This window comes from Geotalea sp. SG265, from assembly GCF_022808985.1.
Lineage (GTDB): Bacteria > Desulfobacterota > Desulfuromonadia > Geobacterales > Geobacteraceae > Geotalea.
Genome location: NZ_JAKZFT010000020.1, coordinates 38,010 through 60,596, shown reverse-complemented (window position 1 = coordinate 60,596; position 22,587 = coordinate 38,010). Strand labels below are relative to the sequence as shown.

At 59.0% G+C, this 22,587-nt stretch carries 18 protein-coding genes; 1 reads left to right on the top strand and 17 read right to left on the bottom strand.

Features of this window, described 5'->3' with window-relative positions:
- Positions 1-474 (top strand): transposase (locus ML541_RS17385; protein WP_243374878.1); only part of this gene is annotated, 474 nt, incomplete at its 5' end.
- A gap of 276 nt (positions 475-750) precedes the next feature.
- On the opposite strand, the gene ML541_RS17380 is transcribed toward ML541_RS17385, so the two are convergent.
- The 17 genes from ML541_RS17380 to ML541_RS17300 form a co-directional block, all read right to left on the bottom strand.
- Positions 751-1,020: a hypothetical protein gene (locus ML541_RS17380; protein ID WP_243374876.1), complete on the bottom strand. Its 270-nt coding sequence runs from the start codon at positions 1,018-1,020 to the stop codon at positions 751-753.
- Between the two features lie 182 nt (positions 1,021-1,202).
- Entirely contained in the window at positions 1,203-2,039 is an 837-nt protein-coding gene (locus ML541_RS17375; protein WP_243374874.1) for an IclR family transcriptional regulator, read from the bottom strand.
- A gap of 92 nt (positions 2,040-2,131) precedes the next feature.
- Positions 2,132-4,117, bottom strand: a complete 1,986-nt coding sequence (locus ML541_RS17370; protein WP_243374872.1) for a (Fe-S)-binding protein — start codon at positions 4,115-4,117, stop codon at positions 2,132-2,134.
- Positions 4,118-4,152: 35 nt separating this feature from the next.
- Positions 4,153-5,502 carry an electron transfer flavoprotein subunit alpha gene (locus ML541_RS17365; protein WP_243374871.1) on the bottom strand — a complete coding sequence of 450 codons (1,350 nt, stop codon included), beginning with the start codon at positions 5,500-5,502 and terminating at the stop codon, positions 4,153-4,155.
- A gap of 55 nt (positions 5,503-5,557) precedes the next feature.
- The gene (locus ML541_RS17360) at positions 5,558-6,370 is read right to left on the bottom strand and encodes an electron transfer flavoprotein subunit beta/FixA family protein (protein ID WP_243374869.1); all 813 of its coding nucleotides are present in this window, start codon (positions 6,368-6,370) and stop codon (positions 5,558-5,560) included.
- 138 nt (positions 6,371-6,508) lie between these two features.
- Entirely contained in the window at positions 6,509-6,697 is a 189-nt protein-coding gene (locus ML541_RS17355; RefSeq protein WP_243374867.1) for a ribbon-helix-helix protein, CopG family, read from the bottom strand.
- Positions 6,698-6,843: 146 nt separating this feature from the next.
- Positions 6,844-7,716, bottom strand: a complete 873-nt coding sequence (gene sucD, locus ML541_RS17350; protein ID WP_243374865.1) for a succinate--CoA ligase subunit alpha — start codon at positions 7,714-7,716, stop codon at positions 6,844-6,846.
- Positions 7,717-7,771: 55 nt separating this feature from the next.
- Positions 7,772-8,935: an ADP-forming succinate--CoA ligase subunit beta gene (gene sucC, locus ML541_RS17345; RefSeq protein ID WP_243374863.1), complete on the bottom strand. Its 1,164-nt coding sequence runs from the start codon at positions 8,933-8,935 to the stop codon at positions 7,772-7,774.
- A gap of 205 nt (positions 8,936-9,140) precedes the next feature.
- Positions 9,141-11,129 (bottom strand): heterodisulfide reductase-related iron-sulfur binding cluster, encoded by a 1,989-nt coding sequence (locus ML541_RS17340; RefSeq protein WP_243374861.1) that lies wholly within the window; start codon positions 11,127-11,129, stop codon positions 9,141-9,143.
- A 27-nt stretch (positions 11,130-11,156) separates the two neighbouring features.
- Entirely contained in the window at positions 11,157-11,939 is a 783-nt protein-coding gene (locus tag ML541_RS17335; protein WP_243374859.1) for an enoyl-CoA hydratase-related protein, read from the bottom strand.
- A gap of 11 nt (positions 11,940-11,950) precedes the next feature.
- Positions 11,951-12,799 carry a 3-hydroxybutyryl-CoA dehydrogenase gene (locus ML541_RS17330; RefSeq protein WP_243374845.1) on the bottom strand — a complete coding sequence of 283 codons (849 nt, stop codon included), beginning with the start codon at positions 12,797-12,799 and terminating at the stop codon, positions 11,951-11,953.
- A 143-nt stretch (positions 12,800-12,942) separates the two neighbouring features.
- Positions 12,943-14,118 carry a thiolase family protein gene (locus ML541_RS17325; protein WP_243374844.1) on the bottom strand — a complete coding sequence of 392 codons (1,176 nt, stop codon included), beginning with the start codon at positions 14,116-14,118 and terminating at the stop codon, positions 12,943-12,945.
- A gap of 245 nt (positions 14,119-14,363) precedes the next feature.
- Complete coding sequence (locus ML541_RS17320; RefSeq protein ID WP_243374843.1) at positions 14,364-15,197, bottom strand: enoyl-CoA hydratase-related protein; 834 nt, start codon at positions 15,195-15,197, stop codon at positions 14,364-14,366.
- A 26-nt stretch (positions 15,198-15,223) separates the two neighbouring features.
- Positions 15,224-16,099, bottom strand: coding sequence for a methyltransferase domain-containing protein (locus ML541_RS17315; RefSeq protein ID WP_243374842.1), 876 nt, complete (start codon positions 16,097-16,099; stop codon positions 15,224-15,226).
- Positions 16,100-16,128: 29 nt separating this feature from the next.
- Positions 16,129-18,402 (bottom strand): NADP-dependent malic enzyme, encoded by a 2,274-nt coding sequence (locus ML541_RS17310; RefSeq protein ID WP_243374841.1) that lies wholly within the window; start codon positions 18,400-18,402, stop codon positions 16,129-16,131.
- Between the two features lie 212 nt (positions 18,403-18,614).
- Positions 18,615-20,675, bottom strand: a complete 2,061-nt coding sequence (gene oadA / locus ML541_RS17305; protein ID WP_243374840.1) for a sodium-extruding oxaloacetate decarboxylase subunit alpha — start codon at positions 20,673-20,675, stop codon at positions 18,615-18,617.
- A gap of 143 nt (positions 20,676-20,818) precedes the next feature.
- Complete coding sequence (locus ML541_RS17300; RefSeq protein WP_243374839.1) at positions 20,819-22,576, bottom strand: carboxyl transferase domain-containing protein; 1,758 nt, start codon at positions 22,574-22,576, stop codon at positions 20,819-20,821.
- Positions 22,577-22,587: the final 11 nt, after the last annotated feature.

Sequence of the window (22,587 nt, the reverse complement as noted above, 5' to 3'; positions counted from 1 at the left end):
GAACCGAAACTGTCGTTTGCGGCACATCTGCTTACCGAAAACCAAAATGGATTGGTTGTGATGAGCAAAGTTACACAAGCCGATGGCTTTGCCGAGCGAGAAACGGCCAAGGCAATGATCGGTAAGATCGCTCCCCGCAAGCGTCGAATCACTATGGCGGCTGACAAGAATTACGACACTTTTGGTTTCGCCAAAGCCATGCGGGAGTTGAAGGTAACACCTCACGTTACGCAAAACACGACAAAGAAAGGCCGTCGTTCATCAACAGATGGCCGCACGACAAGGCACAGTAGTTACGCAGCAAGCCAAAAATTCCGCAAACGAATCGAAGAGGTCTTCGGCTGGCTCAAGACCGTTGGGCTGTTCCGCAAGACCCGCTACAGGGGAGTTAAGAAGATCGACTGGCACTTTACCCTGGCAGTAACAGCCTACAATCTGGTTCGAATGCGAAACTTGGGGGTTGGTGCCAACTAAAGCATGGTGAACTCCGTTCAACAACCCAAAAATGGCTGGCTAACCCGGCAAAATTGAGTTTCAAAGAGCATAAATTTAGCAAGCCAAACAAATAACTTATGCTATTTGGCCCCTTGAGGGGGCATAGCTGCTCAATGCGGGGGTTTTTCAATGCCCTGGTATAGGTAATTCGCTCCCTATCGATAACCCATTCTTTCAATCCTTCAGCATTCTTTCTTCCAGCTCTGTACCACGGATCAAACCATACTGAACACGCCAGCACTTTCCCTGTGGGTCCTACCGGCCACCTGCGGCTTTCAGCTTGTCCCTCAAGGCCTTCTCCGTATATGCGACGACTACGGGAACGACATCCTCATCGTGATGCCGCGGGGAACGCTTGCCGGCTTTTTCCTCCACAATGATCTCGACCGTCTTTAAACGGATCCCCCGCTTCTCATCATACCGATATCGAACGCAAAGGAGCGATTCGCCATATTGCTCAACTAGGCGCTTCGTACCCTTCTGTCCCGGTTTCAGGTGCGTCTGCGTTTTCATATCTTTGAACATAGACAGGACCCCCAAAGAAAGTTGAGGAATGCCGGCCGTGCCATAGGCAGAGACAACACCCGAGCAGGAGCCTGGTGCCGTTATACCACGTCCGACTATTAAAATGAATTTGTTTGTGTTGGTTTATTGGGAGGAAATAACTGTGTGTGGATAGGCTAAATGGGCGCTCTGGGGCGCGGCAATCAGCCCTGTGCGCGCCCCAGGAGCGCCGGGTGGATCTCTTCGGCCTGGCCGCCGCAGTAGCCAAGCTTGGCGGAGATTTCCCCTGCTCCTTTCATGACGAGCGGGATCAGGGTGCTTTCCATGAGCTTTTCGGAGAGTCTCTGTGACGGGCCGAGCAGGGTGACGGCGCCGATGATGCGGGCCATGTAGTCGCGAATGGGCGCGGCGACGCTGACGACGCCGATATCCAGTTCTTCGTTCTCGATTGCGTACCCCTGGCTGGCCACTTCCCGCAGGTGCCGCTTGAATTGCTCGGGTATGACGATGGTATTCTGGGTGTGCTGCTGCAGCTGGTGTTCGCTCAGGTACTTCTTGAGGATGTCGTCGGCGAAAAAGGCGATCTGGGACTTGCCGGCAGCCGTGCAGTAGGCGGGGAGGCGCACGCCGATCCGGGGAATGACCCGCAGGGGGTGGTCGCACTCCACCACATCCAGATTGACGCTGCAGAAGTCCTTCAGCACCGAGATGCAGACCGTCTCGTTGCATTCCCTGACCAGCTCCTCAATGACCTCCCGTGAATTATTCAGGCGTCCCCGCTGGCGGATGACCGTCTGTCCCAGTTCCACGGTCTTGAAACCGAGGCGGTACTTTTCCGTGTGGGAATCGTGTTCCACGTAATGACGCGACTGGAGAGTGGCCAGCAATCTGAAGACATTGTTTTTGGTCAGCTGCAGATTATGGCTGAGATCGGTCAGGCCGATCTCGGCCATGTCGCCGTTGAACTGTTCAAGGAGATCGAAGGCGTTGGATACGGAGCGGATGGTGTAGTTTTTTTTCTTAATGTTGTTTTTGGCCATGGTCATTTCCCTCTAACCATTTTCTTCCGAGGATGGATAACTCATGGATTACCTGCATTACATCAAGTCTGAATCAGCCGCAGATGGACCTTCTAGCCATCGGCCCTGAGACTTTCGGCCATCAACTCGGCAATGTCCCTTACCCTTACCCCGTCCGCGCCTTCGTCCTTGAGTCCGTCCTCCAGCATGGTCATGCAGTAGGGACAGCTGACACAGAGGGTATCGGGCTTTTGCTGCAGGGCTTCCTTGACCCGCTCAAGATTGATCCTGGTGCCGGTCTGCTCTTCCATCCACATGCGTCCGCCGCCGGCGCCGCAGCAGAAGGCGCTCTCCCGGTTGCGGCCGAACTCGCCCGGTGCCTTTCCGGTGGCGGCGGTGATGACCTGGCGGGGGGCATCGAAGGTGTCGTTGTGGCGCCCCAGGTAGCAGGAATCGTGGAAGACGACCTTGCCCAGTTGGGTAGCCTTAGTCGCCTTCAGCTTGCCGTCCCGGACCAGCTGGGCGATGAGCTGGCTGTGGTGCAGCACTTCCACCTCCAGACCATACTGCCGGTAATCGTTTTTCAGGGTGCTGAAGCAGTGCGGGCACTGGGTGACGATCTTGGTTACCCCGCGCTCCTTGAACATGGCGACGTTTTCCCGCGCCATGGTGTCGAAGACGAATTCATTGCCGAGCCGCCGGACGCTGTCGCCGCAGCACTTCTCATCCTTGCCGAGGATGCCCCAGGTCACCCCCGCCTTGTCGAGAAGGGTCGCCAGGGCGACGGTAACATGCTTGTTGCGGCTGTCGAAGGCGCCTGCGCAGCCGACGAAGAAGAGATATTCCGTCTCACCCGCCTTGAAGGACCGGTCCCCCAGCTGGGTGCTCCACTTGCTCCGCTCCGAGGGGGCGATGCCCCAGGGGTTGCTGCGCTGCTCCATGTTCTCGAAGAGGTTGAGCAGTTCCTCGGGAAATTTCGCCTTCTCCTCCACCAGGTACCGGCGCATCTTGACGATCTTGGGCATGTGTTCGATGAGCACGGGGCAGACCGAGAGGCAGGCCCCGCAGGTAGTGCACGACCAGAGCGCCTCCTCGGTGATGCTTCCTTCCCCTCCATTGCCGATGAGGGGGGTCGCGCCATGGTGGGAAGCCTTGAGGGCCTCGCCGTTGTCCAGAAGGTTCTGCTTGATGTCGTGGACGATACGCCGGGGATTGAGCGGCTTGCCGGTGTTGTGGGCCGGACAGAGGTCCTGGCAGCGGCCGCACTCGGTGCAGGTCAGGCTGTCGAAGAGATCTTTCCAGGTGAATTGTTCCACCTGGTTCACCCCGTACCGCGCCCCCTTCTCGAAGGTTTCCCGCGGCTGGACGTTGGGTTTTTCAAGGCTCCTGAAGTAACAGTTGGGGATGGCGGTGAGGATGTGCATGTGCTTGCTGCGCGGCAGCAGGTTGAGGAAGACAAGCAGCATTACGGCATGCACCCACCAGGCACCGCTCGCGACGCTTCCAAGTGTTGCGGGTGCATTACCCGCCAGCAAGCCGGCGAAGATCGCCGAGATGGGTTGCCAGCTTCCTTCCGCGCCCAGGGCGATCCTGGCCCCGTTGAGAATGAAGAAGGCGAGCATCAGGACCGCGATCATGGCCAGGATCAAGAGCGCCTCGCCGCTTCGGGCCTTGGTGTAGTCGTTCTCCAGATAGGCGGGGGGAAAGAACAACCGCCGGACGAAGGCCACCGCCACGCTTGCCAGAGCCACCAGAGAAACCAGGTCGAAAATCAGCTCCAAGGCGTGGTAAAGGGGAGCTGGCAGGGCCGACAGGCTCACGCCGGGGAAAAGCCCCTCCAGCAGGAACGCCACATTGGCAACGAGCAGGAACATGAATGCCCAGAAGAGGAAGAAATGGTTCACCCCATAGGGGCGGGCCAGCACCCTTTTTTGACCGAAGGCATAGGCAAAGGTCCCCGCCAGCCTGGCTGCCGGGTTGTCAAAGCGCTCTTCGCCGCTGCCGACCGCCACCAGCTGCAGTCTCTGGTAACAGCTGTAGACGAAGGTGAGCCCGGCAAGGATAAAGAGCGGTATGAATAACGTGTGGTTGATGGTCATGACGTACCTCGTAAAATCTCTTCAGCTAATGGAAATCAAACGGCAACCCGCTCGGGTTCCGCACCGCCGCGTTGGGCCTTCATGCTGCGCACCCTGCCGATCAGTGCCGGAATGACCTGGAAGAGGTCGCCGACAATGCCATAGGTGGCAATCTGGAAAATGGGGGCCTCGGGATCACGGTTGATGGCGATGATCACGTCGGAATCCTGCATGCCGACCATATGCTGGATGGCTCCGGAAATTCCGCAGGCGATGTAGATCTTCGGCCTGACCGTCTTGCCGGTCTGGCCCACCTGGCGGCTGTGGGGCATCCATCCCGCGTCCACGGCGCTACGGGAGGCGCCGACGACCCCCCCGAGCTCATCGGCCAGCTCCTGGAGCAGGTAGAAGTTTTCCTTGTTCATCAGGCCGCGCCCGCCGGAAACGATGATCTCCGCCGCCGCCACGTCCACCTGATCCTTGCCGTCCTTGTCGTTCAAGACCTCGATGACCTTGACCAGCACATCCTCTTCCCGGGGGGCGAAATCCTCGCGGACAACCCGGCCGGTCCGCCCCTCCTTGCGCTCGGGCATCTGCATGACGTGGGGCCTGACCGTGGACATCTGCGGCCGGAACTTGTCGCACATGATGGTGGCCATGATGTTGCCGCCAAAGGCGGGACGGGTCTGCATGAGGTTACGCTTGTCGTCGATGCCCAGCCCGGTGCAGTCCGCAGTGAGGCCGGTCTTGACAATGGTTGCCACCGCCCCTGCCAGGTCGCGTCCCTGGCCGGTGGCCCCCATGAGGATGACCTCGGGGCGGTGCTTCTCGATCAGGTGACAGATGGCCTCCGTATAGGGTTGGGTGCGGTAGTGGGCATAGACCGGCGCATCGAGCAGGATCGCCTGGTCGGCGCCATAGGCAAAAGCCTCGCCGCAGAGATGCCCGACGTGGTCGCCGATGACCACCGCCGAGAGCTCGACCCCCAGGCTTTTGGCCAGTTCGGCTCCAGTGCCGAGAAGCTCCCACGATACCTTGGCCGCCTCGCCGTCATACTGCTCGACGAAGACCCAGACCCCCCGGTAGCGGGCCAGCATCTCCCGAAGCTGCTTCTCCTCGTCGCTCAGCTCTTCGGCAGCGCCGGCATGCTCCTTTTCCCAGGCCTTGAGCAGTTCCAGATCCTCGGGGGAGTAGAACATCTCCAGGGCGGCAGCGGGGCAGACCTTGATGCACTTTTCGCAACCGATGCACTTCTCGGCAAGAACCGCCGGTTCTCCTCCGGCACTCATCTCTATTGAGTTCACCGGACAGGAACTTTCGCAGCGTGCGCCGCAGGCAATGCATTTGCCCTCGACGACCCGCGCCTTGCCGCGTGGTTTCTTCATCGGTTTCTTTGCCTCAGTCATTGGCAGACTCCTCCTTTGCTGTTCCCTTCACTCCTCACCCCTCACCCTTCACGATCTAGACGGCCAGCAGGTCCTTGTCGAGCATCTTGTCGATGAGCAGATTCGCCGTCCCCACCGGGTCGTTGATCCCATCGCCGATGATCTCCCCCTTGTCCCGTTCCGGAGAAAAGATCTTGCTCACCCAGGTGGGCGAACCCTTGAGCCCCACCGTGTTCGCATCCAGCTTGAGCACGCTGTTGTCCCAGACCTTGATCTCGGTCTCCAGGGCCATGAGGCGCATGGGGACTGTCGGGTAACGGGGGCGGTTCAGTTCCCGGACAACGGTAATCATCACCGGCAGGGGGGCTTCAACGATCTCGTGCCGCCCTTCTAGCTTGCGCCGGACCCTGATCCGCTTCTTCACCAGGTCCAGGCTCTCGATCCGGTCCACCAGGGTAAGCTGTGTATAGCCGAGACGGGTGGCAATGCCCGGCCCCACCTGGGCGGTATCACCGTCGATGGTCTGCTTGCCGCAGAAGACGATCCCCACCTCCTCCTGATCATTGAGCCGCTCTATGGCCGCCGAGATGACCTTGCTGGTGGACAGGGTATCTGCTCCGCCGAAGGCGCGGTCCGAAAGAAGAATCGCCTCATCGACCCCCAGGGCGGCAGCCTTCCTCAGGGTGGCCTCGGTGTTCGGCGGCCCCATGGAAAGCGCCACGGCACGGAGTCCGAAACGGTCCTTCAGATTGAGGCTCTCTTCCAGGGCATGGGTGTCGTAGGGGTTGATGATGAAGGGAATTCCCTCGCGGACCAAGGTATTGGTCACCGGATCTATCTTCACCTGGGTCGTGTCGGGCACCTGTTTGATGCAGGAGATGACAAGCATGTAACTACTCCTCATATTGAATGGATCCCCCGAAAAAAGAAGAGCCATCGGGGATCATTGCCGGCAGCAGCAAAAACAAACACTGTTACTTGTAAAGTGGTACCATAATGCTTATTTTAGGTCAAGCATAAGTTATGTTCAGCCCGTCGTTTCAACACGCCCGCCACGCAGGCCGTTTTCCATGATGAGAGCGGTCAGCGCTTCCCTGATGCATTCCGACATGCTGGTCCTCTTCTGGCCGCAGACGATCATCAGGTCTTCCCATTCCTCATCGCTCAGCCGCGCCGAAACACATTTATACCGCGGATTTTCCTTATAGAGTCCCATTTGGAATTACCTCCTTTACCTGCGAGCCACCGGCCACCCCGCCGGGGGTGGCCGATGACCCTGTTACAGCAGCGAAACAATGCAGTCATCACCCCGACAAACGGCATCCCATGGCACGCTGTAACAAACCTGATCCTGCGTTTCTTTTATTTGGGTTTATATACCTTCAGCAATGCCTGGGCCATATCGGCCGGGCTCGCGGCTACGGATATGCCGCAGTCTTCCAGCACCGCCACCTTCTCGGCCGCAGTACCCTTGCCCCCGGAAATGATCGCTCCCGCATGTCCCATGCGCTTGCCCGGAGGGGCGGTAACGCCGGCGATGTAGGCGGCAACCGGTTTGGTCATGTGCTCCTTGACGAATCGGGCACCCTCCTCCTCGGAGGTACCGCCGATCTCGCCGATCATGATCACCGCCTCGGTGCCAGGATCCTCTTCGAACATCCTGAGGACATCCAGGTGGTTGGTGCCGTTGACCGGGTCGCCGCCGATGCCGACGCAGGTGGATTGTCCCAGCCCAACGTTGGTCAGCTGCCAGACCGCCTCATAGGTTAGGGTGCCGGAGCGGGAAACGACACCGATCTTGCCCGGCTTGTGGATATATCCGGGCATGATGCCGATCTTGCACTGTCCCGGAGTGATGACGCCGGGGCAGTTGGGGCCTACCAGCCGGGTCCCTTTCCCCTTCATGTATTCTTTGACCTTGACCATGTCCAGAACGGGAATTCCTTCGGTGATGCAGATGGCCAGCTCGATGCCCGCGTCAACCGCCTCCATGATGGCATCGGCGGCGAATGGCGGCGGCACGTAGATGACCGATGCGGTGGCGCCGGTCTTATGGACCGCTTCCTTGACCGTGTCGTAAATGGGAAAACCCTCGATGGTGGTGCCCCCTTTGCCGGGGGTAACCCCTCCGACCATCTGGGTGCCGTATTCCCGGGCACCGTGTGCATGGAAGAGGCCGGTGGCACCCAGCCCCTGGGTAATGACTTTGGTATTTTTATCGATCAGTATGCTCATGGATCATTTCTCCCTTATTGACATGTGAAGTTCCCCCCGGGGAGGGAGTGGCCGTTCAGGCTGCGACGGCGGCAACGATCTTTTTGGCAGCGTCGGCCATGCCGTCGGCGGCGATGATGTTGAGACCGCTGGCGCCAAGGATTTCCTTGCCCTTCGCCACATTGGTCCCTTCCAGCCTTACGACCAGCGGCACCTTGAGGGAGACCTGCTTGGCCGCCTCGATGACGCCGGTGGCAATGACGTCGCACTTCATGATGCCGCCGAAGATGTTGACCAGGATGCCCTTGACGTTCTTGTCCGAGAGAATGATCTTGAACGCTTCCGTAACGCGCTCGATGGTGGCCCCGCCCCCCACATCCAGGAAGTTTGCCGGGTTGCCGCCGGAATGCTTGATGATGTCCATGGTGGCCATGGCCAGACCGGCGCCGTTGACCAGGCAGCCGATGTTGCCGGTCAGGGAGACGTAGGACAAGTCGTGCTGCGATGCCTCCACCTCGTTGGGATCTTCCTCGTCATAGTCGCGCATGTCGCCGATTTTCGGATGCCTGAAGACGGCATTGTCGTCGAAGCCGAACTTGGCATCCAGACAGAGCAGGTCCCCCTCCTTGGTCACCACCAGGGGATTGATTTCCAGAAGAGAACAGTCGCAGCCGAGGAAGGTGGCATAGAGACCCTGCAAGAGGCTCACCGCCTTGTTGGTCAGCTTGCCGGTCAGCCCGAGGCTGAAGGCCAGGTTACGGCACTGGAAGGGGGTGAGCCCAACCAGGGGGTCGATCGCCTCGCGGAAAATCTTCTCCGGCGTCTTTGCAGCCACCTCTTCTATATCCATTCCCCCTTCGGTGGAGGCCATGACCGTCACCTTGGAGGTGGCGCGGTCCACCAGGAGGCTTACATACAGTTCTTTACCGATATTGCAGCCGTTTTCCACCAGGACCCTCGTTACGACCTTTCCTTCCGGCCCGGTCTGGTGGGTGCGCAGGATCATGCCAAGCATGTCCCTGGCGGTGTTGCGTACCTCATCGGCGGTGCGGGCCAGCTTGACCCCACCCCCCTTGCCGCGGCCGCCGGCATGGATCTGGGCCTTGACCACCCATGGCCCCTCACCGAGCCGTTTCGCCCATTCACGGGCGCTGGCGCCGTTGTAACACACATGTCCGTCGGGAACCGGCACCCCGAATTCCCTCAAAATCGCCTTTGCCTGATACTCATGGATATTCATGCAATCCTCTCCCCGCGAGCAAAGCTCGCTTTATCGCGGCATCCCGCTTGTAAGTACCCCCATCGCATGGCCGAAACAGCGCCTTCTCATGGTGGAATGTGTAACAGGATATGGCCCCACCGGCAGACGTTGCCGCCGATTTTCAACCGCTTTTTCGTGCAATCTCGCATGGATGGTATCTCCGTCCCGATTTAGCACCTTCAGCTCATGGCGTCAGCCTCTCCAACAGTATCTCGCCGATATCCCGGGGTACCAGCTGCCCTTCCAGCTCGGCCCCCTTGATGCCATCCTCAAACATGGTCATGCAGAAGGGGCAGTTGGAGACGAGCATCCCGGCGCCGGTCCCGGCGGCCATTTTTGCCCTGCTGACGCTGATCCTGCTGCCAAGCTTCTCCTCGGCCATGATCCGCCCGCCGCCGGCGCCGCAGCAGAAACTTTCGGCGCCGCTTCGCTCCATCTCCCGGATGGTACCGCCGGCAGCAGCAATGAGCGCCCGCGGCTCGCGGTAGAGATCGTTGTAGCGGCCGATGTAGCAGGAATCATGGTAGGTGCAGTCGAAACTTTCCTTCTTGAACTTAAGCCTGCCCTGCTCTACCAGGCGATTGAGGAAGACCGTGTAATGCTCGGTTTCCACGTCGAAGCCCAGATCCCGGTAATCTTTGGCCAGGGTGTTGAAGCAGTGGGGGCAGGCGGTGACCACCTTTTTCACCCCGTAGGCCTTGATGGTCTCGATGTTCTCGGTGGCCATGGATTGATAGAGGTACTCGTTGCCCATCTTGCGCATGGGCTCGCCGCAGCACTTCTCTTCCTTGCCCAGGATGCCGACCTTGATGCCAGCTGCCGCGCAGAGATGGATGAAGCTGGTGGCAATCTTGATATTGCGCTTGTCGAAGGAGGCGTAGCAGCCGACGAAGTAGAGAATGTCGACGTCGGCATTTTCGCCCATGATCTGCACCGGCAGCCCCTCCGCCCAGTCCCCCCGGGAAGCCAGGGCCATCCCCAGCGGGTTGCCATTGACCTCGGTGTTGTCCATGGCCGCCATGACCTCTTCACCGGGGAATTCCCCTTCCATGAGCACCATGTTGCGGCGCATATCGACCACCTTGTTGACATGTTCGATAGCTGCCGGACAGATTTCCTGGCAGGCACGGCAAGTGGTACAGGACCAGAGGGCATCCTTGCTCACCGTTTCGACAAGGTTGGCTTCCGGATTGGTGCAGGCCACTTCTCCCAATTGGTTGATGACCTTCATGGGGGAGAGGGGCTTATCTGTATTGTGGGCCGGGCAGCGGTCCTGGCAGCGCTTGCACTTGGTGCAGGCATCGGTATCGAAGATATCCTTCCAGGTCAGGTCCTTGAGGTTGGCGGTGCCGAAGCTCTCCGCATCCCCTTCCATATCCAGGGTCACCAAGGCCCCCTTGGGGCCCAGGTCGGCAAAGAAGTAATTGGCGGCGGTGGTGAAGATATGGCGGAACTTGGTAAAGGGAATGGCGCAGATGAAGCCGATGACCAGGAAGAAATGGAGCCACCACAGTCCCCTGTGCAGGGCAAGCAGGGATGCTTCCCCCATGCCGGACAGGGCTTTGGCAAAGATCAGCCCCACCGGCGACCAGGCCGCCAGGGCCGGATCGTGGGGAAGCTCGTTGACCGCCATCCGTGCACCTTCGATGACGAAACCGGTGATGAGGATGGCGAAGAGCAGGGCGTGCATGACGGCATCGTCGCGGGTGGTTTCAAGCCCCTTGGGGCGCACCAGGTAGCGGCGGATGAAGAGCCCTGCCAGCATGGCGACGGCGGCAAGCCCGGCCAGATCCAGCACCAGGGAGAAGACCTTGTAAAGATCGCCGTTCAGGAAGCGGTAGCCGAAAAAGAGGTCGGTGAAATCAGCCTGGAGGGCAACGAAAATGGTGCCGATGAAGAGCAGGAAAAATCCCCAGAAGAAAAAACCATGGGCAAAGCCAGGCCCCTTGACCAGCAGCACCCGGCTCTGCAGGAGGGCGTTTTTCAGCAGATTGGCGAAGCGCTCTCCCCTGTTGCCGAACCGGTCCAGCGGTTTTCCCTGTCGATATATCTCCAGGCGTTTCATGCCGCTCCAGATCAACAGCCCCAGAGCAACAAAGGTAAAGAGGTACATGGGCAGCAGTACAGCCGCGCCATGGCCGATGTTCCAGTATAATTCTCTTGTCGCTTCCATATGCACCTCTCCTTCCGCTCCTCTGGATCACGCTCCGGTAAAAGCGGCCTTTCTTTTATCCAGGAATGCCTGCATCCCTTCCTTCTGGTCAGCCGAAGCAAAGAGGGAAGCAAAAAGCACCGATTCGTAATTCAAGCCATCCGCCTCTCCCATGTCGAGGCCGCTTCTGATGGCATCCTTGGCACCGGCTACCCCGAGGAGGCCGTTGCCGGCAATTTTTGTCGCCATTTCAATCGCCCGGTCGAGGAGTTCCCCCCCGGGGAGGACACCGTTGACCATGCCCCAGTCGAGCGCCTCGGCGGCCGTAACCAACCTGCCGGTAAAGATCAACTCGTTGGCCCGGCCACGGCCGATGATCCTGCCGAGCTTCTGGGTGCCGCCGAAACCGGGCATGATCCCCAGGGTCACCTCCGGAAAGCCCAGTTTTGCAGATTCGGCGGCATAGACAAAGTCACAGGCAAGGGCCAATTCCAGGCCTCCCCCCAGGGCAAAACCGTTGACTGCCGCAATGACCGGCTTGGTCATCCTGCCGATGAAGTTGACCACCTGCTGCCCCTTCCGGGAAAAAGCCAGCGCCTGCTGGACGTTCAGGCCGGACATCTCGGCGATATCCGCCCCGGCAACAAAGGCTTTTTCGCCGCTGCCGGTGATTACGGCCACCTTGAGCCCGGCATTGCCTTCGATTTCGGTCAGGGCCGCCAGCAGCTCCTCTATGACCTCACTGTTGAGACTGTTCAGCGCCTTGGGGCGGTTGACCGTAAGGACCGCCACCGCGTCCCGTTTTTCCACCAGCAGATTCGTGTATTTCATCATCTCCCCCATCAGGCGTAGGTGTAAAAACCCCTGCCGGTTTTCTTGCCCAGGTAGCCAGCCTCCACCATCTTCACCAGCAGCGGGCAGGGCCGGTATTTCGTATCTTTGAAGCCTTCGTAGAGGACGTTCATGATGGCCAGACAGGTGTCGAGGCCGATGAAATCAGCCAGGATCAACGGACCCATGGGCTGGTTGGTCCCCAGTTTCATGGCCTTGTCGATGTCTTCCACGTTCGCCACCCCCTCGAAGAGGGCAAAGGCTGCTTCGTTGATCATGGGGATGAGGATGCGGTTGACGATGAAACCGGGATAGTCGGCGGAAACTGCCATCTCCTTGCCCAGCCTTGCCACGAGCGCTGCCGTGGCATCGAAGGTTGCCTCGCTGGTGGCCAGTCCGCGAATCACCTCCACCAGCTTCATCACCGGCACCGGGTTCATGAAGTGCATGCCGATGACCAGTTCAGGGCGCCACGTAACGGCGGCGATACGGGTGATGGGGATGGAGGAAGTGTTGGAAGCAAGGATCGCCCCCTTTTTAACGATGCCGTCCAGCTTGCGAAAGATTTCCAGCTTGAGCGCTTCCCTTTCGGTTACCGCCTCGATGGCCATGTCGCAGTCGGCCAGATCCTCCATCACCTTGGTAGTGTGGATTCGTTTGACGATGGCTGGGATAGCAGCGCTGTCCACCTCACCCTTTTTCGCCTGGCGCTCCAGGTTTTTCTCGATGCCGGCAACGGCCTTGGTCAACTGCTCTTCGGCGATATCGAAGAGAACCACCTCTATTTCCCGGACAGCCAGAACATGGGCGATGCCGCTTCCCATCTGTCCCGCACCTAGCACTCCTACCTTCTTGATCATGATCATCCCCCGTTCGTTTAATCACCAGAAAGGTCAATTTTTGGCAAGATCAAGGCTGTCGAAGGATTGCGCGGAGGCGTAGCATGCGCTACGCCGCACAAGGAATCCCGAGACTTACGCAGATATTGCGTAAAAGTGGCCTTTCATATCCTCTCGAAAATGGCTGCTACCGCCTCGCCGCCGCCAATGCAAAGCGTCGCCAGGCCATAGCGTGCCTGCCGCTTGTGCAGCTCCCGCACCAGGGTTGCCGCCAGGCGGGCGCCGCTGGCGCCGAGGGGGTGACCGATGGCACAGGCGCCGCCGTTGACATTGACCTTCGCCGGATCGATGCCCAGCTTCTTAATGGCCAGAATCGGCACAGTGGCAAATGCTTCGTTGAGCTCGAAAAGGTCGATATCTGCAAGCTTCAGCCCTGCCTTGGCCACCGCCTTTTCAATGGCTCCCACCGGTGCCTCGGTGAAGAGGTCGGGATGGATACTGTTGGTGGCATGGGCAACCAGGCGCGCCTTCGGTTTCAGGTTGTATTTCTTCACCGCAGCGCCGGAGGCCAGCATGGTCACACCGGCGCCATCGTTAATGGTCGAGGCATTGCCGGCGGTGATGGTTCCCTCTTTGGCGAAGGCGGCGCGAAGTCCAGGCAGCTTGGCTGTATCCCCCCTGAGCGGCTCTTCGTCCTCGGCAACGACCACCTCCCCCTGGCGCCCCTTTTTAACTACCGGCACGATCTCGTCCTTGAATATTCCATCGTTGACCGCAGCCTGTGCTTTTTTGTAAGAGGCAATGGCGAATTCATCCTGCTCCGCCCGGGTCAGGCCGTTGTTGCCGGCATTCGCCTCGGCAATAACCCCCATGTGGTTGTTGCTGTAGGGATCGATCAGGCCGTCATTGACCATGAGATCGATGACCTCGCCGTTCCCCATGCGGTAGCCGTTACGCGCCTTGGGAAGCGCATAGGGAGCCAAAGACATGTTCTCCATGCCTCCGGCGAGCACCACATGGGCGTCTCCCAGACGAATGGCGTCCGCCCCGAGCATGATCGCCTTCAGGCCGCTGCCGCAGACCTTGTTGATGGTCATTGCCGGAACGGAGTCGGGAAGGCCGGCATAACGGAGCGCCTGCCTGGCAGGGGCCTGGCCGCTGCCGCCGGATAGAACCTGGCCAAGGATCACCTCGTCCACCGCTTCAGGATTAAGGGCAGCTCTTTCCAGCAGCGCTTTGATGACGGTGGCAGCCAAATGAGGCCCATCCACATCGGCAAGCACCCCGCCGAACGATCCCAACGGCGTCCGCAACGACTCAACTACAAAAACTTCACTCATATCAGCCTCCTCAGCTTAGGTGCGGTCCCGGACAGTTTCTCCAGGGAAACGTCTCAAAATCCTTTGTAACAATGTTTTTATATTCAGTATACAAACTTTTAAGTAAATAGGTACCACAATACTGAATTATGGTCAATAAAAAATCTGGTTTTTTATAACCACATTCTATAAATTTCGGCATCAGCCCTTGCTCCCCGCCTGTTCATGTTTTTGCCCCATGCAGATGGGCAAAAAATCCATCCTTTTTACTTCCCTTTGTAGGAAGGCGGTCTCTTTTCCAGAAAGGCGTTTACTGCTTCCAGATGGTCATCGGTATGATGGGCAATGGTCTGGAAGCAGGCACAGAGATCGAGAAAATCGGGGAGCTCACTGCGCTGGGCCAGTTTCATCATCCGTTTGGTCAGCCGTAGCGTAAGGGGGGGCTTGGCGGCAATCTCTCCGGCTAATTCCAATGCCCGCAGCATCAATGCCTCCGGCTCCACCACTTCTAGAAAGATGCCGAGCCGCAACGCCTCGTCGGCCTTGACGATCCTGCCGGTGAAGGTCAGCTCGGCTGCCCGCTGATAGCCGATCAGCCTCTGCATGAACCAGGCACCCCCGTCCCCCGGGGTGATGCCGAGATTGATGAAGGCTTCGCCCACCTGAGCCCTTGTCGAGGCGATACGGATATCGCACATGCAGGTCAGATCGAACCCGGCACCGATGGCTGGGCCGTTGACGGCGGCAATGACCGGCATCTCCGCCTGGTGCAGAACCAGCGGAATCTGCTGTATGCCCCGTCGGTAATTGTCCTGTATCTCCATGGGAGAGCCGGAAAAGCTGCCGCTTCGCGACTGCATCTCTTTTACGTTGCCACCCGAAGAAAAGGCCTTCCCCTCCCCGGTGATGACAAGAACCGATACACCCGGCTCCCGATTGGCCCAGTTCACAGTCCGGACGATGTCGTCGATCAGCGCCGTACCGGTCAGGGCATTGCGCACATCGTTGCGTTGAAATGTCAGGACCGCTATCCGCCCATCCATATGGATAGAAGAGTCCTTCAGTATGGGAACAACCATTGCCTCTGCTTTCTCATTCATAACGCCTCCCGATTCTGCTTTCGCTGTCAAGACATCATAGCATGCGTCCCTGGTTTTGCCACCAAAGGGCGCCTGACGACAGCCTCGATCAGGGTGATGCGCTCCTGTTGCAGGTTGAGAAACTGGTTGTGGGCCATTTTGCGAAAATCCCGCCCCAGCAGCAATTGAAGGCCCAGCGTTCGGGGGGGATCGAGGTACAGCCTTTCCTGTGTTGCACGGGTCCATAAACGCGCCGATTCCGTCACATCCCGCCAAATCTGGATATCGAACCCCGTCTCGGCCAGCAGGTCCAGCAACAGCTGCGGGGCGACCAGAAAACTCGTGGCAGGGTCCCTCGCCCAGGGGACGGGAAACAAGACTTCCCCCCCCGGTCCGGCGAGGATGTCATACATGGCAAGCCTTCCTCCGGGCTTCAGCACACGCCATACTTCCTGGTAAAATCCCGGTTTGTCGGCAATGTTCATGGTCATGTGCTGGGTCCAGACCAGGTCGAATGAACCATCGGCAAACGGCAGCTCAAGGGCGTTCCCCTGCATGAATGAGACACGTGAGGCAAGTCCGAGCCGCTGGGTGAGGGTGGTAGCGACCTGACAGTAGTCTTCGCTCAGATCGAGGCCGGTTACACGGCAGCCGAATTCTTTGGCAAGATGGCGGGATGCACCACCCAGACCGCACCCCAGATCCAGCACCTGCATATTTCTGTCGAGGCCGAGATCGCGGGCCAGGTCGTGGGTGGCTTTACGGCCGCGGAGATGGAATTGATCTATGGGAGCGAGATCCTCAATTTCAAGGGAATCGGGATTCTTGCCGTCGGCTGCAAGGGCGTCCAGGATCGTCTCTTCCAGGTTCAGGTGAGCATAGTGGGCATAGACCTTATGGAGTGTTTTATTGGACGAGTGCATGTCTCTGACCCCTGTTTTACCGATAACCATCATCCCCGTGACTGATTGCAGTTCTGGGCATCCACCACGGCAATGGCAGCCATATTGACGATGTCCATTACGTCGTCGCCGCGCTGCAGGATATGCACCGGCTTCTTCATCCCCATCAGGATCGGCCCGATGGCTTCCGCCTCCCCCAGCTTTTGGAGGAGCTTGTAGGCGATGTTTCCGGAAGTCAGTTCGGGAAAGACCAGGATGTTCGCCGCTTTTTTCAGGGAGGAAAAGGGAAAGCTCGACTGGAGAATTTCCGTGACCACTGCCGTATCCGCCTGCATTTCACCGTCTATGATCAAATCCGGTTTCTTCTGCTTGACCAGTTCCACAGCGCTTCTCACCTTGTCTGCCTGGGGATGGCGCACGGAACCGAAGTTGGACATGGAAAGCATGGCGATACTCGGCTCCACCTCCAGCATCCGGGCCATTTCCGCGGTCAGAATGGCCGTTTCGGCCAGTTCCTGGGCATTGGGATCGATGCATACCGTGGTATCGGCCAGGAAATAAAGCCCCTTTTTGAAGACCATGATGTAGAGACCATGGACGCTGGAGAGCCCCTCCTGTTTGCCGATCACCTGCAGGGCCGGGCGGATGGTCTCGGCATAGTTGGCGTCGATACCTGCGAGAAGCGTGTCTGCATCTCCCTGGCGTACCATCATGCAACCGAAATGGGTGCGGGACTTGCGGGCCATGAGGCGCTGGGATTCTGAGCGGGTAAGCCCTTTGCGCTGCCGCAGACGATACAATTCCTCGGCGTAGGCGTCCACCTTCTCCGAATGGGCCGGATCGATGATCGTCACCCCGCCGTTCAGGTCGATGCCCAGCTCCTGCAGGGTACAGCGGATCTTCTTCTCGTTGCCGAGCAGGATCGGACGGGCGATACCCTGCTCAACCAGCACCTGGGCGGCGCGGAGGATCTTTTCGTTCTCCCCCTCGGGAAAGACGATGCTTTTCGGCTCGCACTTCGCCTTGTTGATGATCATGCGCAGGGTTTCTTTAGCCTTGCCCTGGAGCGACTCCAGCATCTCCACATATTTATCCATGTCGGCAATGGGCTGTCTCGCAACCCTAGAGTCCATGGCCGCCTTGGCAATGGCAGGGGCGACCCGCATCAGCGCCCGGGGATCGAATGGCTTGGGAATGATGTAATCCCGGCCGAAGCTGAACTTGACGTTGCCGTAGGCACGGCAGACCGAGTCGGGACATTCTTCGCGGGCCAGTTCCGCCAGGGCGAAGACCGCCGCCTTTTTCATCTCCTCGTTGATGGTGGTGGCTCGTACGTCCAGCGCTCCACGGAAGATGAAGGGAAAGCCCAGGACGTTGTTGATCTGGTTCGGGTAATCGGAGCGGCCGGTGGCGATCAGCACGTCACCCCGGACCTTGCGGGCCTCCTCGGGGGTGATCTCCGGGTCGGGGTTGGCCATGGCAAAGATAATGGGATTGGCGGCCATGGTGCGGACCATCTCCGGGGTGAATGCCCCCTTGGAAGAAAGCCCAAAGAGGACATCTGCCCCCACTGCTGCCTCCTCCAGGGTGCGCATGGGCGTCTCGACGGCGAAACGCTCCTTGTATTTGTTCATCCCCTCGGTGCGCCCTTTGTATATGACCCCCTTGGTGTCGCACATGATGATGTTTTCCCGCTTGACCCCCAGTGAGACGACCAGGTTGGCACAGGCGATGGCTGCGGCGCCGGCGCCGTTGACAACGAGGCGGACCTCTTCAATTTTTTTGTCCACCAGGGTCAGGGCATTGATGAGACCGGCTGCGGAGATGATGGCCGTACCGTGCTGGTCATCATGGAAGACCGGGATGTTCATGGTCTTCTTCAGTTCCTCCTCAATGTAGAAGCACTCCGGCGCCTTGATATCCTCAAGGTTGATGCCGCCGAAGGTCGGTTCGAGAAGCTGAACGGCGCGAATGATATCATCCGGATTCTCGCTGTTCAGCTCGATGTCGAAGACATCCACGTCCGCAAAGCGCTTGAAGAGAACCCCCTTCCCCTCCATGACCGGCTTGCCCGCCAGGGCTCCGATGTTGCCGAGACCAAGGACGGCAGTGCCGTTGGATACGACCGCCACCAGGTTCCCCTTGGCAGTGTACTGGTAGGCGTCTTCGGGGGTCTGCTCGATTGCCAGGCACGGTTCGGCCACACCGGGAGAATATGCCAGGGAAAGGTCCTGCGCGGTCTGGCAGGGCTTGGTGGCAATGACCTCGATCTTCCCTTTGCGGCCGGTCGAGTGGTATTCAAGTGCTGCGGATTTCTTGCTCATTTATTGTCCTCCGACTGGGGGTTCTGTCGGGAAAAGATTCCCGACAGAACTTAAGGTTGCAATTTGATTACTTACAGGCTTTGGAAAACGTCAAGAGGATGCCGAGATGCAAGGCTCAAGGAGCGAAAAACCGAGGCGTACACTTTGTACGTTGAGGTTTTGAGCGAGCGGTAACGCAGCAGCTCGGGATCGCAATAGTTTTCAATAGTCTGTTAGTCCAGGGTCAGGAGCACCTGCCCAATGTCAACGGCATTCCCCTCCTGAATGAGGATCTGGTTGATGACCCCGTCCTTGTGGGCAAAGATCTCGTTTTCCATCTTCATCGCTTCGAGAATCAGGAGGAGATCCCCCTCCTGTACCTGCTGGCCGGGCGTCACCTCGATCTTCCAGACATTGCCGGCCAGGGGGGCGGTAACGCCGTTCTTTGGTGCTGCAGCTCCTGCAGCAGCCGGAGCTGCAGCGGTAGCAACCTGTGCAGCTCCGTCACCGATCAGGGTGACGAGAGGTTGACCGATATCGACGGCGTTGCCTTCCTGGATATGGATGGTGCCGACGATCCCATCCCGGTCGGCGAAGATTTCGTTTTCCATCTTCATCGCTTCGAGAATCAGCAGGAGATCCCCTTCCTTCACTTCCTGGCCGGGATCGACCTCGATCTTCCAGACATTGCCCGCAAGGGGTGAGACGATGTCATGACCGGCTGATTGTACAGCTGCAGGCGCTCCTGCATTGGCGTTGGCGGCTGCTGCCGCTGCGGCTGCTGCCGCCCCGGTCGCCTTGGCAACCTGCACCACGAAGGTCTGCCCACCACCGGTAACGGTGAAGGTTTCTCCCCCGGCTACCGCAGGAGCTGCGGCCTTGGGAGCAGCCTCTTCCCCAGTGGGAACCGGCTCGAACATGTCGGGATTGTCCCTGTGCTCAAGGAACTTGAGCCCGACCTGCTGGAAGAGTGCGTAGGTGAGCACATCCTCCACCTCGTGATCGCCGAACTTGAGGTTTTTCCCCTTGGCCAGTTCACGCAGCTCCTCGGTGAGGCGGTCCATTTCGTGATCGAGCAGATCGGCAGGACGACAGGTGATCGGCTCGGCCCCTGCAAGGACCTTCTGCTGCAGCTCTTTATTGACTGGGGCGGAAGTGGCGCCGTATTCACCCTTCAGGACCGCTGCAGTCTCCTTGGTCATGGACTTGTAGCGTTCCCCGGTCAGTACGTTAATAACCGCCTGGGTGCCGACGATCTGCGAGGTGGGGGTGACCAGCGGGATCATTCCCAGATCCTGACGCACCTTCGGGATCTCGGCCAGCACCAGGTCCATCTTGTGGGCGGCGTTCTGCTCCTTCAGCTGGCTCTCCATGTTGGTGAGCATCCCCCCCGGCACCTGGGCGGAGATGATGCGGGCATCCACCCCCTTGAGGGAACCTTCGAACTTGGCGTACTTCTTACGCACCACCGTAAAATAGTCGGCGATCTCCTGCAAGAGTTCCATGTTGAGGCCGGTCGCCTGGTCGGTATCGGCGAAGATCGCCGCCAGGGTCTCGGTGGGGGAATGGCCGTAGGTCATGCTCATGGAGGAGATGGAGGTATCGACGTTCTCGACACCCGCCTCAATTGCCTTCACATAGGCGGCGGTGGACATGCCGGTAGTGGCGTGGCACTGCATGTGGATCGGGATCTTGATGGCCTTCTTCAGGGCCTTGACCAGGTCATAGGCGGCATAGGGAGCCATCAGCCCCGCCATATCCTTGATGCACAGGGAGTGGGACCCCATGTCCTCGATGCGCTTGGCCAGATCGACCCATTTTGGAATGGTATCCACCGGGCTGACGGTGTAGGACATGGTGCCTTGGGCATGCTTCCCATGTTTGATGACCGCCTTGATGGCCGTATCCAGGTTGCGTGGGTCGTTCATGGCGTCGAAAACACGGAAGACATCGATGCCGTTGAACGCCGCCCGCTCCACGAACTTCTCCACCACGTCATCGGCATAGTGGCGGTAACCGAGGATGTTCTGGCCACGGAACAACATCTGCTGCGGGGTATTCGGCATGGCCTTCTTCAGTTCCCGCAGGCGCTCCCACGGGTCCTCGCCGAGAAAACGGATGCAGGAGTCGAAGGTTGCTCCACCCCACATCTCGATGGACCAGTAGCCGACCTGGTCGAGTTTTTGGGCGATGGGGAGCATGTCGTCCAGACGGAGGCGGGTGGCGAAAAGGGACTGATGGGCGTCCCTCAGGACGACCTCGGTAATACCCAATGGCTTCTTTCCTTTACTCATGTGCAACTCCTTTCAAATCATTTTTATAGGCAAAGCGCTTGATGACGATTTCCTGAACACTTCAGCCCCATGGATGGGGACAACGGTGAGGGGAGAGACAAAGGCCCCGGGCAGTATCGTCCGGGGCCTTTCTGGTAAAGCCGTTATCCCTTGATGATGCGAGGCAGCAGCATTTGATGCACCGGCGTGATCGACCGGGGATTTTGATAGTTGGCGCCGGTAAAAGCCTGGATGTATTTGCGCAGGTCGGGGAGCGAGACGATTTCATCGACGAAACCGGTCTTAGCGCAGTATGCCGGGCGTGACTTGTCCTGGTAGTCCTGGATCATCTGGTTCATCTTGTCCAGGACCGGGGTAAGGTCGTTGCCCGCCTCCTCTTCCTTGACCAGCCGCCGGGCATAGGAGGCAGCGGCAGCGGTCTCGCCGTGCATGACGTAGATTTCAGTCAGCGGCGTGCCGAGGGTGAAGGCATTGTTGTTATTGGCCTGGGGGCCGCACATGATGTAGTGGGCGGCAGCGGTACCCTTTCTCAGCACCACGCACATCATGGAGAGCTCGGTCTGCTCGATGGAGTAGACCAGCGATTGGCCCAAGGCGAGCAGTTCGGCCTCTTCGGCCAGATCCCCCACATCGATGCCGGTGGTGTCCTGCAGCCAGACTATCGGCAGGTTATCACGCCCGCAGAGGGTGACGAACTCCCCCTGCTTGATAAGCCCCTGACGGTAGTGCTTGCCCCCTACCGCCGGATAGGCACCATTGGCGTATTCCGGATAGCCTGGGAAAACACCCTGCCGGTTGCCGATGAAGGCCACCGGGAAGCCGTCGATCTTGCCGATGCCGGCAAAAACCTCACGGCCGTAATCGGGGCGGTATTCCATGAACTCGCTGTTGTCGGTGAGGCGCGCCAGGATCTGGATGGCATCATAGGGGCGTTTCTGGTTGGCCGGCAGGATCATGTTGAGATCCTCGACCGGGAATTTGGGGGGTGCGGGAGCCGCGACCCGGAACATGGTCGGATCATAGGCGGGCATCATGCGCATATACTCCTTGATGCCGTCCAGCACGCCGGTTTCCGTGTCATGGACTTCGCGGAAGTAGGCGGTCTGGTCGAAATGGGTCTCCACCCGCCCCGGATCCTTGGCCTTAAAGCTCTTGGTCCCGTCGATCAGTGCACGGGCCGCCTCGGCATCAATATAGCCTTTGGGATTCATGCCGCCGACGATGCCGGCACCGCCGACGGCGATGTTCGCACCATCATGGGCCAGCAGGATGGTCGGGCTGATTCCCTGATAGCCGCCGCCGGCAGGATTGGTGCCGTAGATGCCGTTCAGGATCGGGATTCCCAGGTGGTTGAGATCGGCATGACGGTAGAACGGGGCGCCGCTGGAGCGTCGGCCGGCGTAGACGGTCTCCTGCTCCATCAGTTTGACGCCGCTGCAGTTGGTCAGCCAGACCAGCGGTACATTGAGCCGCTTGGCCATGTCGGTGACCATGAGGATATTTTCCGACTGCCCGGCGATCCAGGCGCCGGCCATGACCTTGTTGTCAAAACCGATGATGACCGCCCATTTCCCCTCGATCTTGCCGATACCGTTCACCACCCCGGTGCAGCCCTCTTCATTGTCCCGCGGGTTGTAGAGGGAGTGCAGGGGAGACCAGGTCCCCGGGTCCACCAGGTATTCCAGGCGGTCGTAGATGGTCATCCCACCCCGCTCGTGAATCTTCTTGGCGGGAATCCCTGCATTCTTCACCCGCTCTGCCTCCTGGGCGAGAATTTTCTCCTGCTCCCGGACAAGATCGATATTTTCCTGGGCACGCTTGATTTCTGCCTCAGAGAGTGCCTTGCCGATATCGGCCATTTTCTCGAAATACGGACGCAACGGCGTTTGTTTTCGTGACATAGTGGACACCT

Bases quoted from the DNA above. Each gene is read 5' to 3' on its own strand.
- ML541_RS17380 (WP_243374876.1), bottom strand. From the start codon at position 1,020: ATGTTCAAAGATATGAAAACGCAGACGCACCTGAAACCGGGACAGAAG.
- ML541_RS17375 (WP_243374874.1), bottom strand. From the start codon at position 2,039: ATGGCCAAAAACAACATTAAGAAAAAAAACTACACCATCCGCTCCGTA.
- ML541_RS17370 (WP_243374872.1), bottom strand. From the start codon at position 4,117: ATGACCATCAACCACACGTTATTCATACCGCTCTTTATCCTTGCCGGG.
- ML541_RS17365 (WP_243374871.1), bottom strand. From the start codon at position 5,502: ATGACTGAGGCAAAGAAACCGATGAAGAAACCACGCGGCAAGGCGCGG.
- ML541_RS17360 (WP_243374869.1), bottom strand. From the start codon at position 6,370: ATGCTTGTCATCTCCTGCATCAAACAGGTGCCCGACACGACCCAGGTG.
- ML541_RS17355 (WP_243374867.1), bottom strand. From the start codon at position 6,697: ATGGGACTCTATAAGGAAAATCCGCGGTATAAATGTGTTTCGGCGCGG.
- sucD (WP_243374865.1), bottom strand. From the start codon at position 7,716: ATGAGCATACTGATCGATAAAAATACCAAAGTCATTACCCAGGGGCTG.
- sucC (WP_243374863.1), bottom strand. From the start codon at position 8,935: ATGAATATCCATGAGTATCAGGCAAAGGCGATTTTGAGGGAATTCGGG.
- ML541_RS17340 (WP_243374861.1), bottom strand. From the start codon at position 11,129: ATGGAAGCGACAAGAGAATTATACTGGAACATCGGCCATGGCGCGGCT.
- ML541_RS17335 (WP_243374859.1), bottom strand. From the start codon at position 11,939: ATGAAATACACGAATCTGCTGGTGGAAAAACGGGACGCGGTGGCGGTC.
- ML541_RS17330 (WP_243374845.1), bottom strand. From the start codon at position 12,799: ATGATCAAGAAGGTAGGAGTGCTAGGTGCGGGACAGATGGGAAGCGGC.
- ML541_RS17325 (WP_243374844.1), bottom strand. From the start codon at position 14,118: ATGAGTGAAGTTTTTGTAGTTGAGTCGTTGCGGACGCCGTTGGGATCG.
- ML541_RS17320 (WP_243374843.1), bottom strand. From the start codon at position 15,197: ATGAATGAGAAAGCAGAGGCAATGGTTGTTCCCATACTGAAGGACTCT.
- ML541_RS17315 (WP_243374842.1), bottom strand. From the start codon at position 16,099: ATGCACTCGTCCAATAAAACACTCCATAAGGTCTATGCCCACTATGCT.
- ML541_RS17310 (WP_243374841.1), bottom strand. From the start codon at position 18,402: ATGAGCAAGAAATCCGCAGCACTTGAATACCACTCGACCGGCCGCAAA.
- oadA (WP_243374840.1), bottom strand. From the start codon at position 20,675: ATGAGTAAAGGAAAGAAGCCATTGGGTATTACCGAGGTCGTCCTGAGG.
- ML541_RS17300 (WP_243374839.1), bottom strand. From the start codon at position 22,576: ATGTCACGAAAACAAACGCCGTTGCGTCCGTATTTCGAGAAAATGGCC.